Source organism: Acidovorax sp., assembly GCF_046294525.1.
Classification (GTDB): Bacteria; Pseudomonadota; Gammaproteobacteria; order Burkholderiales; family Burkholderiaceae_C; genus Acidovorax.
Window position 1 is genome coordinate 1 of the sequence record NZ_JBKBKQ010000015.1, and the last position, 15,410, is coordinate 15,410.

Annotated in this window: 8 protein-coding genes; 6 read left to right on the forward strand and 2 right to left on the reverse strand. The window is 57.6% G+C overall.

Annotation, left to right across the window (positions count from 1 at the left end; all coding sequences use genetic code 11):
* Positions 1–363: 363 nt before the first annotated feature.
* The gene (locus ACK4HJ_RS14385) at positions 364–786 is read right to left on the reverse strand and encodes a very short patch repair endonuclease (protein WP_409832752.1); all 423 of its coding nucleotides are present in this window, start codon (positions 784–786) and stop codon (positions 364–366) included.
* Positions 787–925: 139 nt separating this feature from the next.
* Between ACK4HJ_RS14385 and ACK4HJ_RS14390 the strand changes: the two genes are divergently transcribed.
* Positions 926–2,566, forward strand: a complete 1,641-nt coding sequence (locus ACK4HJ_RS14390) for a DNA cytosine methyltransferase (protein WP_409832753.1) — start codon at positions 926–928, stop codon at positions 2,564–2,566.
* Positions 2,567–2,590: 24 nt separating this feature from the next.
* Here the strand turns inward: ACK4HJ_RS14390 and ACK4HJ_RS14395 are convergent, their stop codons facing one another.
* Positions 2,591–4,687 carry an AIPR family protein gene (locus ACK4HJ_RS14395; RefSeq protein WP_409832756.1) on the reverse strand — a complete coding sequence of 699 codons (2,097 nt, stop codon included), beginning with the start codon at positions 4,685–4,687 and terminating at the stop codon, positions 2,591–2,593.
* Between the two features lie 132 nt (positions 4,688–4,819).
* Here ACK4HJ_RS14395 and ACK4HJ_RS14400 point away from each other — a divergent pair, with 132 nt between their 5' ends.
* The 5 genes from ACK4HJ_RS14400 (at position 4,820) to drmB (ending at position 15,032) form a co-directional block, all read left to right on the forward strand.
* Positions 4,820–5,839, forward strand: coding sequence for a hypothetical protein (locus ACK4HJ_RS14400; protein ID WP_409832759.1), 1,020 nt, complete (start codon positions 4,820–4,822; stop codon positions 5,837–5,839).
* Positions 5,840–6,047: 208 nt separating this feature from the next.
* Entirely contained in the window at positions 6,048–7,457 is a 1,410-nt protein-coding gene (locus ACK4HJ_RS14405; RefSeq protein ID WP_409832762.1) for a hypothetical protein, read from the forward strand.
* Positions 7,458–7,465: 8 nt separating this feature from the next.
* Positions 7,466–9,241 carry an NERD domain-containing protein gene (locus ACK4HJ_RS14410; RefSeq protein WP_409832765.1) on the forward strand — a complete coding sequence of 592 codons (1,776 nt, stop codon included), beginning with the start codon at positions 7,466–7,468 and terminating at the stop codon, positions 9,239–9,241.
* Complete coding sequence (locus ACK4HJ_RS14415; protein WP_409832768.1) at positions 9,238–12,936, forward strand: helicase-related protein; 3,699 nt, start codon at positions 9,238–9,240, stop codon at positions 12,934–12,936. The genes ACK4HJ_RS14410 and ACK4HJ_RS14415 overlap by 4 nt, the downstream gene beginning before the upstream one ends.
* Positions 12,933–15,032 (forward strand): DrmB family protein, encoded by a 2,100-nt coding sequence (gene drmB / locus ACK4HJ_RS14420; protein ID WP_409832770.1) that lies wholly within the window; start codon positions 12,933–12,935, stop codon positions 15,030–15,032. The genes ACK4HJ_RS14415 and drmB overlap by 4 nt, the downstream gene beginning before the upstream one ends.
* Positions 15,033–15,410 lie beyond the last annotated feature (378 nt).

The following is a 15,410-nucleotide window of genomic DNA, read 5'->3' on the forward strand; positions in this document are numbered from 1 at the left end:
CCGGGCAATTGCCCGCGCACAGCGCCTGCTGGGGGCGATCAATTCTCGAAAGCAAGGGCTGTCTTAGTTCGGGCATCACTACGGCACTGCCAGAACCGATTCGTGAAGAGCTTCCCTAGGCAAACAAATATTGTGCAAATCGACGGTCGAGACCGCGAGGTACGGCCGAGAGGACCTGACTGCTGCAGGCTGAAGGCGGAAGTTCACCAGGGGCAGCTTTTCGTCCGTGACGCTTCCGTTCCCTGAGTGTCTAGATAGGCTGGGCGACGCACTTCGCCTCGCATCTAACTGCTTCGGCCAATTGTTGTTGCCGACCGGCTTGGGTATCGAACGGCCTATTCTGAGCAGTCAGGTGGAAACGCGTCATGCTGCAATAGATGCCGCGCGTACCCGCCAGTACAGTTCATCAAGAGCACCGTCATGCTGTAGCTCACATTCCCAGACCACAATGGGCGTCCACCCTCCGCTGATCAGTGCGTCAAGGTCGCGTCGATCCCTGGCAACGTTGGCAGAGAATTTGTGTTGCCAGAAGTCTGCACGGGTTTTCGGCGTCGTAGCAAACCGACAGCCTGCGTGGCGGTGCCAGAAGCAGCCATGGACGAAAAGCGCGACCTTGAGTCCGGGAAAGACGAGGTCTGGTGATCCGGGCAGCCGCCGATCATGGAGCCTGAATCGCAGCCCGGCGGCATGTAGGTAGCGCCTGACCAAGAGCTCGGGCTTGGTATTTTTGCACGTGATCCCGGCCATCATTCGCGATCGAGTGTTTTCGTCAACGATGTCTGTCACGGGTTAAGCCTCCCCGAACTGGCTCAGCGCTTCCGACGAAATGGGGCGAGCGCTTCGATCCTGCCTGGTAGGATAGCGGCTCGGCCCGCTGCAGCATTCTTTTACGAACCAAGGCGAGCACCCTGAAAAAAATAAGTTGATGTCCATTCCTGTTATTGATCTATTCGCCGGTCCGGGAGGCCTGGGTGAGGGCTTCTCGCGCTTCAAGGGAGTGAATTTCGAAGTTGGCGTCTCCATCGAGAAGGATTGGATGGCCTTCGAGACGCTGCAGCTGCGTGCCGCTCATCGCGCTCTGAGCAAGTCCGGCTTGGCCACCCAAGCTGTCTGGCGGCAATGGGATGCAATCCTAGCTTCGGAACCGTGGAACATCGTGTTCGAGAAGCTCCGCGGATCCGGAGTTCCCGCGATCGCAGCGGCGTGCGAGGCTGCGCGAAAGGAGGCCTGGAACGTTGAACTGGGCCCATCGAATCGCGAAGCGATTTCCTTGGGCATCAAGCAGCGCATGAAACGATTCATGACCGGTCAGCACTTGCCGACGAACGCGGTACTGATCGGTGGCCCGCCGTGCCAAGCGTATTCCGTGGTTGGTCGGTCGCGTAACAAGGGAACCGTCGGCTACAAGGCAGAAAATGACCATCGGCATTTTTTGTACCGAGAGTACCTAGAGGTCATCAACGAGTTCCGCCCTGCCGTTTTCGTCATGGAGAACGTCAAGGGAATTCTGTCCTCCCGGGTAGCGGAGCGCCAGATCTTCGAAATCATCATGGCCGATTTGAAGCGGCCAGATCTAGCCTGCGGAAACGACGCGGGCCTTGAGTATGTGCTCGTTGCACTGCCGGCCGGAGCGAAAGGGACGCCTATGCCCTCCCCAGATGACTTCATTGTCGAGGCGGAGCGATATGGTGTCCCTCAGGCCCGGCATCGAGTCATCATCTTCGGTGTCAGACGGGATGTTTTTGATCGCGCAGGCACCGTCCGTAAGCTTTCTCCGGCTAAATACGTCACTGTGTGGGAAGTCATCAACGATCTGCCTGAACTGCGTCCGCCGCTCTCATTCCGCGGCAAGGGGATGAATTGGCTTGAGAGCTTCGAACTGCCAATTATGCGGCAGGCTCTTGCGGAGCTGAATGCAAGTCCAGAACCCTCCACTCGCCACGTCGCTGATTTGATGCAGAGGCTGGTGGGTCGCCTTCAAACCAAGCATGATCCAGGTGTCGGGTCCGATCGTACTCTTGTTGCGCCTGGAGCGATGACAGGTCCTTCCGCCATGCCCAATTGGTACCGAGACAGGCCCTTGCAGCTTCTTGCCAATCACGCTTCTCGTGCACATATGCCGAGCGATCTGGTTCGCTACCTGTTCGTGTCAGCGTATGGGCATATGGTCGGTGAGAGCCCAAAGCTGGCGCACTTTCCGGTGTCGCTGCTGCCGGAACACTCCAATGTCGACCCAGATAATCCGGGTGCTGCTATCTTCAAGGACAGGTTTCGGGTGCAGCTGGCCGGCCGTTGCAGCATGACGGTGACCAGTCACATCGGAAAGGACGGTCATGCATTCATCCACCCGACCCCGTCCCAATGTCGCAGCCTCACGGTCCGGGAGGCTGCACGGTTGCAGACGTTCCCTGACTCTTATGTCTTCTTGGGAAATCGGACAGCTCAATACACACAAGTAGGGAACGCTGTCCCTCCCTACCTAGCCTTTCAGATTGCCGAGATCGTTGCCGACGTCTTGGTTCGTGCAGGTATGGTGGAACCTGCAGCGACCACGAGAGAGTCCTGATTTTCAGAGACTCCCCCAAAGCGGCTAGCGCGATGGTGAGAGCGGGATCTCATTCGCAGCCCCGAGCCCCTCTTGCTGGAGCTTCCTATGAATGAGAAGTATGGCCGCGGCTTGACGCTCAGACGGAATCTTGCCGGGTGTTGCTGCAAAAAGAAGCAGCTGCTCCTCCTTGGCAGTGAGCAGCTTGTTGTTCAGCCCCCACCGACGCACTTCGCGCCAAACCGCCGGCTTTGTCGCAACCACTGCAGCTATGTTGGAAATTCCACGGTCGATGCGAGCAGTCTCGATTGCAGCCTTTCTAATCTCATCGACCTGCTCTCGAAGGATCAGTTCCGCTTCGAACTCTGGAAGAAGCTCCACTCGCTTGCTCTGTGCCCTCTGCCAAGCAAGTTCCTTCTTTGCCCATTCGGTGACATTCTCGAGACCCTCCTCAGGAGAAGTGATCACCTGATACATGCTTCGAGCAATCAACTTCAATTGCTCTTTCAGGGCAGGCGAAATTCCCTGCTGCCTCCATATCCGGAGCGCGTCGAGACTCTTTCCGGGAGCGTTCTCCTCGATTACCCTTACCAGCTTCGCAATCGTGTATGCGACGACGTTCGCGCGGTATCCTCCATCGTACCAGTCCTTTTGAGCTGGAATCAGTCTTTCGAGCTCGCGAAAGATAATTGTGTGCGCAACGACGATGCGAAAATAGTCGTCGTTGAACTCTAGCGGCCTTGCTGACCACTCGGCAACGATGAATTTGCTGAAAATATCGAAATTCTTCTGTGCGCCCTTGCTGACCTCGTGTGGAATGCATCGCCAAGAATTCTCTACTTTAGCGAGGTCAGTCTTGGTAATGAGCTGTGACTTCGGATTCTCCGACTCGAAGCGCTGCCTCTCGGCAGGGCTCATTTTCGCTGTCTCGATCCTGTATTGACCCTTGGCTCGCTCGTAGAACCATGAGGTCGGGCGCTGAGCCCCAGGCTTCGGCGGTGCCTTCAATCGGCGAGAGAGCTCTTCCATGCGTCGGTGGAATTCGTGATTCGAGAACAGGTCAGAGTCAGAGACTTTTGTCTGCTTGTTTGCGAATTCGGAGATCTTCTGAATGAGGTCGCCGGAAATTGCGTCACCAACGACCGAAAGTTTCATCTGTACAAAGATTCCTGAGAGATCCGCACCGTCCTTTCGTCTGGAGAATGTCAAGGAAGCTGTAGTCTGTCCTCCGTTGACGATCTGAAAATCAGTTGCCGATTTCAGGCGCATTCCATCGGGAGTGCTCTCGACTACAACGGAGCTGGCTGTCGCAGCTATACCGTTATTGAATGCAAAGAACATCTCCGGCGTTCGCAGGATCGTCTCGCGGATCCCCTTGTTGACCTTCGTCGATTTTCCGAGGAACGATCGTACATTGCCCTCGAGGAGCCGACTACCATAGGTGTCGTAGATCCGAGCCAGCGCCTCTCCTGGAATGACGCAGAGGTAACCGCTGTACTGCGACTGGTTCAGGCTTGCATGCAAGCATGGGATGCCACCTTCAGCCACCTCCGAGAAATCGACGGTCAGAGCCTCCCGTCCACCCTTGCTGGAAAGGGCGCTCTTAAACCGCGCTATGTCCCAGATATGAAACTCTGCCGGAATGCCGGCGACTTCAGCTTCCGGCCAGTCGCGAAGCCGATCGCTCAATACACCGTCGGTCACGAGATAAAGGCGGAGGCGAGGAATCGCATCGCGATGGATCTCGAGCAGATTTGCGAAGTCGGCGACCGGGTCCTCGTCTGCCGGTAGGTGATCATCATTTCCTGCAAGGGTTTCCTCGAGGAACGCCGTCAGCCGGCCGAACTCCGTCTTCGCCGAAGTTTGCGTTACCGAGTGGGGTTGGTTTTCGCCACCGAAGTCGGCGATCACGACGCGGAGTGACCCATCCGCGTCATCGAATGCATATCCGTCCACACCAAGGATCCGTCGGCGAGTACCTGTTCCTCGAAAAGGGCATGGCATGAGGTCGACGACCTCTTCCACCTCCTCCAGCATGCGCCCAGCGACGGCGACAAACCCGGCTTCTGGGTCCTTTCCGCCAAACTCGTCGTGGGCCTGAGACACCACATCAAGCCTGAACTGCAAGATCTCGTCGTCCAAAGGTCGCTCCCTTCTGCTAGTAGAACCTTGATCGCACCACTTGTTCTTTCTGAGGCGCACCAGAGGCTTGTCTGTTACGTCTAGTATCCTACATGCACAGTGCGCGCAACACCCTAGGGAGAAGACCGTCCCATGCAGGAGGACAAAACTAAGCTTGGAGCCCCTTACGCCGGGCGACTGAAGATCGTCATCGGCGATTCTCAGCGACAACTGCCGACGTGGGCTGATTGGCTCATGGCTCTGGGCGAGTGGATGCGTGAGCAGGCGCTAAAGCCCGGCAAGCGTGTAGTTGTCGTGCGCTTGCCGGTTCGAAACTTGGCAGCGGCATTCGTTGGTCTGGGTGCTCTATGCGCTGCCGCCCGATCGCACGACGAATCACTGGACTGGGAGGCACTTCGCAGCCTGCCGGAGGGCACGTCCGTCCATTGGCGGAAGCCGGCCGGCGCCAAGTCCAAACGCTACTCCGGACGCGTTTGCGCTTTGGTAACCATGCACGGTGCGGACTGTCTTGCCATCGACGAAACGGATTCGCGTGGCAGAGCCACTGGCTCGAAGTTCTACCTGCCAAGAAGTACGGCGCTCTCCCATGGCGTGACCCTCGGTTCAATGTCGGCCCGTACCGATGAAAAATTAGCCTTAAGTGCAAGGTTCATGCGTTCACTGAACAGTGATACATCGTTGGCATGGTCAAGATCGCCAATGGCTGACAGTACCATCTTTACTGAACGGACCAGCTTCCTGCAGGACCTTGAGGAAATCAAGGTTCAAGCCGGGTCGGAGCCTGCACTCTGGATGCTCGACGCTCTTTGCGTAGCCGATACCCAATGTCGCACACATGGCAAGCTGCTGGTGGTTCCCACGCGGACGGAGAAGATTTATGACGCACCGACTGGTGTGACTATCCTGGACGGTGCAGCGGCGATATCGAAGCTCGGACACTTGAACGCTCGAAGTGTCGTGATTCTCGTGGCTCATCCTGAATACGACGAGGAGGCCTCGCATGAGATCCTCCCATTCCTGAGCTACTCAGTCGACGAGGGCGTTTACGCTTGGCAACTCGGTGCAAAGGTCGGCGACATGCCCCATGGCGTCGAAGCATTCGCTTTCGGCGTACGCGATTTGAGCGCAGGGGATTACGATGATGTTCGCTGACAGGGCTGGTGTTGGCATGGGTGTGTCTGATAAAACCTCCCTCTTAGACATGATCGATGCTAGCTACAGGCGAGCGGCACTGTGTCGTGTGCGGAAGCTCGTCCTGGATAACCCTTTGGTCTCTGAGATCGCGGGGCGGAGCGCTCACATCTTTTCCCTTCTCGATCACGAGGACGACCATCAGAGGCGACTTGCAAGAGGGGTCTGGTTGCTGAAATCGACGATCACGCAGACGCTGCTTCCGTTCGATGATGCCCGCCTTGGCATCGCGTCAATGTCTGATGCATTGAAACTCCAGACCGAGTCTGTACTGTCAGCTGCTGGAGCTGTAATCGCGCTTGCGGAACTAGTGGCCTCGCTGCTCGCTTCCTCGATCAATCCGAAACGCGAGATCCTTCTGCAGACCCTGAGCACGCTCGCGGGACGCGAGGGCGGCGTCGCGGTGTTTGCTGGACTTCAGGGCGGTCTGACTCCCGGCTGGCCCATAGAGATGTCGGCCTCGACGGAATTTTTCACCGGTTCCTGCACGATTTTTAGGACGCGGAAGGAGATCGCTAACAGAGGTTTCGACACCATCGTCATTCCAGGCACTTTGAGGTTTGCCTCGAGGGCGATGTCGATGGATCTGCTTCATGGAGGTCGTGCCTCCGAAGTAATGATTCTTGCGTACAAAAGGGAGGGAGTTTTTGTTCCTGAACCGATCATGTTCCCGGTCGATCACAGATTCATTTCCTCCGAACGTTCTGCAATGGAAGAGACATCGGCCAGCGAAGAAGAGGGCCAGCAACTTGATCAATGGGCAAAAGAATCCTTCTGGCAGGAGGTACGAGCCCATCACGTTCTTGCGGGCCCGGTATCAGAGCGAGACGTCACTGTAGCCGCTCGGTTTGTTCTCTTTTCCGATGGGAGTGGGGCGTTCCTCCCGGACGACGGAAGCGTGGTTGAAGTGTCAGCACTGGTAGACGATCCCGAGAGCTCTTTGCCGGGAGGCAATCTACTGCCCCGCAAGGCAGTTCGAGATCTTGAAGAGCGCGACCTTGTCTTGCTAAGGCTAAGTGGCAGTGGAGACTATCTCGATGATGTGGCCGATCGGTTGATGGAGCGCGAAGGGCAGCCGTCGCTCAGGGAGGATGCGACCTGCTGGAAGATGATTCTCTTTCGTGCGATCAAGCGGCATGGTGAAGGTCTTGTGGCTAGGACTGCGCGCGATGAAGGCCTGAAGCTGCGTTCTGCGACTTACCTATGGAACTGGGCCAGTGATGCAGTGATCGCTCCACACGACTTCGAAACGTTCCGGGCGCTAATTCGTACCCTGAGTCAACTGGAAGGAACGCTCTCGGACGCCAACCCCGATGAATATGCACTGGAAAAATGGAAGGAAATGGAGCGTCTGAAAGTGTTTCATCAACGCGCGGCATCGGAGATCCGAAGACTCTTGCTTGATCAGGTTCGCATACTGATCGCAGCTCGCAAGCGCATCGAAACTGTCGAGTCGATTCAACTGCCGGGACTCGAGGCAGGGTGCATCGGTCTTCTCCGAGTTTCGGCCGTCGACGTGACTTCAGTACGAATTCCGTTCTCGAGGCTCTTCCATATCGTTCCTGTGAAGGTGGCTTGATGGCTCGAATGATTCCGCCCCAGATCTCCGCGAGATCGCCGAAGGGCGAGCAATTGATTTTTCGGAAACTTCGTGATGATCCTGAGACTCGGGATTGGATCGTTTTCCACTCCTTCGACATCCGCCGCCATTCAGTCCGCATCGAGGGGGAGGCAGATCTCGTTGTCGCAGTGCCAGGCCTCGGCGTTCTTTGCATCGAGGTGAAGGGTTGTGGTGTCAGCAGGCGGGATGGTCTGTGGACGTACGAATACGAAACGCCAAAAACCACTCCAGTCGGTCCGTTCAGGCAGGCAAGCGACGCATCGCATTCGCTACGGGAGTATCTCTCGCGTCGGGATCCGAGCCTAGCGGCGCTCGCGTTCCATTCGGCGGTGATTTTCACAGAAATCGACTTCAATGAGCGGTCCTTGGAATGGGACCCATGGCAAGTGATCACGAAGTCAGCTCTGCTCAGAAATCCCATATCGAGGATCATCCGTCATATTCTTGAAAGCGCCCACGCCAAGCTTGCAGCGGCTAGTCCGAAGCTCGGGTGGTATGGCGAGCAGAGCCGCCCAACATCACGAAACTTGGAGGCAATTGTTGCTCTCATGCGAAGGGATTTTGAATACGCAACGACTGGCGGTATCGCGTTCGATTTGGCCGAGCAATCTATTCGTAAATTCACTGAGGAACAGTTTGTTGCACTCGACCTTCTTGAGGAAAATGATAGAGTTTTGTTCAAGGGTCCCGCTGGCACGGGAAAGACTTTGCTGGCAATCGAAGCGGCACGACGAGCGGTAAAGAGTAGTAAGAGCGTCGTCCTTCTGTGTTTCAACAACCTGCTCGGCGTTTGGCTCAAGCGTGAGGTAGTCGATATCGCAGAAGAAGCTAGGTCGCTAGGTGTTTCCTTTTATGTTGGAACTTTGTCTGGGCTCATGCTTGGCGTGCAGAAATCCGATGTGCCTGAGGCGGCCGAATCGGGTTTCTGGACCGTTGATCTTCCGCTGCGAGCTACTGAGGCGCTGCTAACAGGGGAATCGACCTTTCCTGCACATGATGTGCTGATCCTCGACGAGGCCCAGGACCTGCTATCAGATCCGATGCTCGATGTCCTCGAGCTGATCACGTGCGGAGGCCTGTCGGCTGGACGGTGGGCCATGTTTGGTGACTTCGAGAGACAGGCCATCTATGCAGTCCTGAACGGACAGGCTAGCCTTGAAAGGCTCCGATCGAGAGTCGGAGTTAGCTTCACGACTTCACCTCTTCGGATCAACTGCCGAAACTCACCAAGAATCGCTGAAGCAGTGACACTCACAAGCGGTCTTTCGCCTGGGTACAGTCGTGTCCTTGCCGACGCGGAGTGTCCCGATGTAGATGCGGTCTTCTACCGATCAGCCTCCCACCAGGCTGTGCAACTGGCGGCAGTCTTGAACCGTCTCCTCAAGAAGTATTCCGCTGATCAGATCGTCGTTCTTTCTATGCGATCAGACGCACTTTCATGTGCGGCAGCAATGCCTAATTCCGGTGCTGATGTAAGACTGATGCCTTACAAGAGTGACCTGCAGGGTGTGAGCGGCATTCGATATGCTAGCGTCCATTCATTCAAGGGGTTGGAAGGCGCGGCAATTGTTGTGACCGACATTGAATCAGTCGATGACGTTCACGGGAAGGCCCTGCTCTATGTCGGCATGACCCGGGCGCGACATAGCCTGACGATGTTGATCAATGACCGAGCACGCGGTCAGTACGACCGCCTGTTGGTGGACGGATATAAGAAGCTGATGCGAAAAGGTTCCGAATGACAACTCTCGAGACGAGCCTAGCCAACCGCGAGACTATGCTGGCGCGATTGCGTGCCGAGATAGTCGGGCCGGATCCAGCAGGCAGCAAGGTGGCGCTTGTTGACAAGCAAGCCATGACCTGGGAAGAGTTTCGTGTCGCGCGACAGCAGCTCAACGGAGAGGAGATCATCTGGCAGGATCCTCCAACTAAGCGCTTTGGTGCGGGCATCCTGTTTCCGCAAGGAACCGACGAGCTTCTGTCCGAGGTTGCTGCTGACGCCGGAGGTGATGTTCTTACAGATGCAAAGGACCTTCAGCCAGAAGGTGCGATGGCCGATGAGGAGTCAGGACAGGGGGACCCCGGAAAGCGGCTCGCTTCGACGGCGGTGTCCGAAGATCCTGACGAGCAAGGTGTGACGCTCGCAAACGCATTTCGCCCCTCTGCGCTGGGCTTGAGTTTTCTCGCAGACCTGTCTGGTAAGGACGACGGATATCGGATCGAACTTGTCAACGTCGGTCGTGCCGCCGCGGACCGAATCACGGTGACCCCCTGCGGTGTCTACAAGCCACTGACTCTGATTCTGGGCGCTGCCATAGGCAAGCCTGGGGTGCCGCGAAGGGTGTGGCTCAGGCATCCTGTTGTCGATTCAAACGGCTGTGTCCCTGCCGCAGTGGTATCGATCGCCGACCTGCTTTCCGCGCAAGCTCCGATTCGCCGCCCGATCGATGTGGGCGGGCTGCGGCTGGAGATCGTGATCGTGTCCCGCAGCTGGTCTGGTGCTCCGTCTGACAGGCACCGCCTGATCACGGCGTCGATCGTCAACACGGCCAAGGCTCAGCGCGAAGAGCTCGATTCCCTGAGCCTGTTCCAAGCGGGGCTACGCATTTCGAGTCTGTCGGGGGCATCCACCATAGAGCCATACCCGGACTACCTTGCTGGCGAATTCCGGGATGAGGATCCGCTGGCTGACGAGAACGTCAACCGCGTGCTCTACAGACAAAGTCGGACTTTCGCCATTGGGCACGGATGCGGGGCCGACTGGGTCCATGGCCGACCGGAGCGTGTTTTCGCAGTCTGGACGGATGTTCTACCAGTCTTTGAGACTCCCGCTATGAGCGCAGACCTGTTCATCAAGGGTGCCGACGGAATGACCAGAAGTCTTCGCACCAGCATGCGGTGTCTCGCGGGGCTCGATGCTGACGATGACGGGCTTGCGGACGTCCGGGCCCTTATCGACGAGTATCGCAGGTGGATTCGAGAGCTTGATGCAATCTCGGCTGCGATACCTGTCGAAGATCGTCCGACTGCGGCCGCACTGATCGATCGATGCCGGGAGTGTGCGGACCGCATCGAGAGTGGACTGCAGCTTTTGTCAGAGAGAAGTGAAGTAGGGGATCTGGTGCGAGCCGCGTTCCGGCTGGCGAATCAGGCGATGCTGATCGCGCAGTTGCGATCACGACAGCCGCTGCGGCTTCCGACGCGTGATGCTGGGCACCGCATGACTTGGGACAAGCCGATCGCCCGTATCGATCCCACCGCTCGGAGCGAATCCCAGGGCTACTGGAGACCCTTCCAGATCGCCTTCCTGCTGATGTCGTTGCCGAGCATTGTTGAGCCATCGCATCCGGATCGCAACACCGTCGATCTGATCTGGTTTCCGACTGGCGGCGGAAAGACTGAAGCCTACCTGGGACTGACTGCATTCACGGTCTTCTTCAACGCGCTTTCACGGCGTGACGCCTCGGGCGTTGACGTGCTCATGCGTTACACGTTGAGGCTCTTGACCGCGCAGCAGTTTCAACGTGCGGCAACCCTGTTCTGTGCAATGGAGAGCCTCAGGCGGAAGGATGTCCAGCATCTTGGTGACCGTCCGTTCCGCATTGGCTTGTGGGTTGGTGGATCCGCTACCCCCAATCGACGCGCTGATGCTCTAGAGAAACTTCGTGCACTTCAGCGAGATCCTGACGCCGAGAATCCGTACGTGCTGCTTCGATGCCCCTGGTGCGCCGCGAAGTTCGGGCCGCACGAGGCTTCCCGGGAGGAGGCAAAGGGCGGCAGAGGTTTTGGGAGACCAAGGAGCAGAGCTGCCCAGTGCGAGGTGCTAGGATATTCCAAGGAGCGTTTGTCGGCCGGTGAAACCGTTGTGTTCAGGTGTGCCGATGAAGCGTGCGAGTTCGGAGGGCTTCCGGGTCCGGCAAGACCGCCTCTGCCTATTGTTGTGATCGACGACGATCTTCTGGAGAGTCCCCCGAATCTCCTGATCGGTACGGTCGACAAGTTCGCCATGCTCGCGTGGAATCCCGCCGCCAGAAGCATTTTTGGTCTGAATGATGGGGGCACGCACAATGGAATCCCTCCGACCTTGATCATTCAGGACGAACTGCACCTGATATCCGGCCCTTTGGGTTCGATGGTAGGTGCTTATGAAGCAGTGATCGAGGCCTTATGCATTGACCCGTTAGGGGGCGGTATCCTCCCAAAGATTGTTGCGTCGACGGCCACCATCAGTCGGGCGCGAGAACAGGTACGGGCGCTTTACGCAAGAGATTCGGTGGCGCTTTTTCCTCCCGCCGGGCTTGATGCAGCGGATTCATTCTTCGCGCGCGAAGCCGTTGACGAAAAAGGCTGCCCGCTACCTGGCAGGCTCTATGCAGGCGTTTTGGCACCGGCGCACGGCTCCGTGCAGACTTCCGAGGCTCGCATCTTCGCCACGCTCATGCAGAGCGCAGCCCTGCTCGACGGCGAACCTGCAGATATCGACCCCTGGTGGACCCTCCTTGTGTTCTTCAATTCGCTTCGAGAACTCGGAGGGGCGTTGACGCTGTTCTCGGCGGACACGCGCGAATATCTTCGTGTGGTGCTTGCACGACATGGCATCGACTACACGCGGATCAGGCAGTTGTTCCGAGTCGAAGAGCTCACCAGTCGGATCCGCGGGGACTACATACCTCGTCTGCTCGAGCAGTTGGAGGTGCGCCTTACGAGGCTCGAAGGGAAGCACGAGGGAAACTCGCAGCCTGTGCCCGTGGATGCTTGCCTAGCTTCAAACATTATCGAGGTCGGGGTGGACATACCTCGACTTTCATTGATGGCGATCGTGGGTCAACCCAAGACGACCTCGCAATACATCCAAGTCTCCAGTCGCATCGGTCGCGACGCAAGCAAGCCGGGCCTCGTAGTCGTTATCTATGGTCAGACAAAGGCCAGAGACCGAAGCCACTATGAGAAGTTCAGGGCCTACCACCAGAAGCTCTACGCGCAGGTTGAGCCGACGAGCGTCACGCCATTCAGTCCCCCGGCCGTGGACCGGGCTCTCCACGGGCTGATAGTTTCGCTCGTTCGACAGTTGGGAGAGCTTGAGCAAGAAGCAACCCAGCCCGATCCGTTTCCATTGAAGCCTGGAAGTGCGCTTCGCGCGAGGATCGAAGAAGTGATTCGGGAGCGAGTTGTCGCGATTGCTGACCACGAGGAAGTGTCTGTGATGACTAAGCTCCAGCAGCGGCTGGACGAGTGGAAAGCTTGGAGTCCTCTTTCGTACGGCAGGTTCGGTCAGCCTCCCGAGGATGCCCCTCTGATGCACCCGGCCGGCAGTGCGGAGCGCCCCGAGTGGAATCACCGTAGCTGGGCCACGATGTCTTCCCTTCGAAACGTCGACGCCAGCTGCGAGGCGGACATCACAGACGCATACATTCCCTCCCCAGGAGCATCAGCATGAATCGACCCGTTCGCCGATCCCAGGCGATCTCGCCCTTCGGGGTCGGCGCTCTTGTCGACTTCCCCGGCCCTGTTTCGCTTGTGCATGCAGGTCTCGACGCTTGGCCATTCGACCCCTCGAAGCCAGAGCACCGAGAGTTCAAGGTCGAGGACGAGCCCAGACTTGCTCGGCGTCTGGGCGTCGACTTTTTCGTGCAGCCACCTGATTTCCGTGCGCCGAATAGTGCAGGGTCGGCCGAGGCAGTCAACGTGGGACTGAAGTTGCCGTTTCTCAGATTTCCGCTATGGCACTCATGCCCCCGTTGCGGGCGAATGTTTGAAACCAGGTACCAGGACAGAGCAGCGCCGCAATGCACAGGTCCAGTCGGAAGCGGAGGAGACAAAGGCAAGCTACACAAGCCGCGTCGGACGGTTCAGGTCCGGTTCGTCACGGTCTGTCGGGATGGGCACATACGTGACTTTCCCTGGATCGAATGGCTCGGTCTCGAACCCGAAGAATGGAATCGAACACGATCGGACCGCTGGCTTCGACTTCTGTCGACTGGGTCGGCTTCGATTGCCGGCGTCATTGTCGTGGCGGAGCGGCAGCAAGCCGACGGCATCATCGAAGTGAAGCGGAAGTCGTTGGCCGGTGCCTTTGGCGATGGCCTCGGCATCAAGTGCGACTCGCAGATCCCTGCGTTGAGCATCGGCGATGGTGGTGATGTCAGCGGCGAAGCTTGCCCGCAGAAGTTGCAGGCAGTACTACGCGGCGCGAGCAACCTCTATTTTTCAGACGTCCGAAGTTCGATCTACATTCCAGAGGTACGAGACGCTTCTTTTCCTCCGGACGTTCTGGATATTCTCGACGATCACGAGTTCAAGCAGGAGTTGCTGAACGCCGCCATCATCTCTGACGACGGAACCCTGTCACGAAAGGCTGTCAGCGTCATCCTCAAGAGGCGCCGTCCCGAATCTGGAGTTGACACCGAGGCGCTCGCAAATGCAGCGAACAAGCATGTGCTGCACGAGGCGCTCACGCAGCACAGGTTGACAGCGACTATGCTTGCCATGAGGGCTGGGGCCAACGGCGGATGTCTGACAGCGGCAATAGTTGCTGAAGTGATCCACGATTCACATGTGTCGGAATGGGAGATTGATCCAGCGCTACTGGTGGCGCCACTCAATGCTTGGCTTGAGACTCGCAATGGGGAAGCGTCCCAGGAAGGCCTGGCAGCAGATACTGAGTACGCCGAAGGGGCATTCCGGTTCGAGGAGTACGCGGCCTTTTGTCGAGACGGTCAGGAGGGCATGCCGAAGATCAACCTCTTGGTGCGAAGTCATTCGACAGGCTCATATGCCCCGATCGTTCGCGACCGTTTCAGCAGGATTGCCCTGTTGGACAAGCTGCGAGAAACCCGAGCGTTTGTCGGCTACAGCCGCCTGTTCGCGGCTTCGGCGCAGGATTCCAGCAAGCGGTGGAAGCTGATATCTCGGGAGCGCAAGAACTGGCTTCCCGCTATAGTCGTTCGCGGGGAAGGCATCTTCTTGGTGTTTGACAGTGACAAGCTGGACCGCTGGAACACCGAACATGGGGCCTTCCATCGTCAACGCCTCGTCGAGGTAAATCGGAATCTTCACGCCCAGGCGATGCGCCGAGAGATCCACGCGCAGGATGTGGAGCCCAAATTCGTGTTGCTGCATACCTTTGCTCACGTTGTAATCAGCCAGCTCACGTTCGACTGCGGATATGGCTCGTCCTCCTTGCGGGAGCGAATCTACTTCTCCGAGGATCACCCTCGGATGAGCGGCGTTCTGATCTATACAGCGGCTGGTGATTCAGAGGGGACGCTGGGTGGGCTAGTGCGGATGGGATCTCCTGGGTTGCTGGAACGCACCATTGCGCGCGCACTTGATCGTGCGAGGTGGTGTTCAAGTGATCCTGTGTGTATCGAGAGCCCTGGACAGGGCCCGGACAACTGCAATCTGGCTGCCTGCCATTCTTGTGCCCTATTACCCGAGACTTCTTGCGAACATCAGAATCGTCTGCTTGATCGGGGAATGCTTATCGGGACCCTTGATCGTCCGGAGACTGGCTTCTTTTCTGGAGGTGACTGAGGGATCGCTACGGCCGTGGAGAGCTTTCTAGCCTCAAGTGCGAGAGAAGCGGAAACTAGGCAGATTGCTCGCCCGAGCAGCTAGTTGAGACGTCAATCGCTGACCGGCTGCTATCTGGCATCGAGCTCTGTTAAGTGGGAGACCGCAAACGCTGCAAAGCTGCCGTCCGGTCCTTTTCTCCGTTTAAGGTGATTGCTGATAGCCATATCGGCCCTAGCCCATCGTACGGGCGATTAAACGGCGGCAGATGCCTTCGGATCACGAAGGTATGTTTTCATCACCCCCAGCATCTCGCGCCAACTCGAGGAGATGCCCGGGGCAGCCCAGACCACGAGTGCAAACATGCATCACTGAGCGACTAGCGTGCTTACGCCAGAC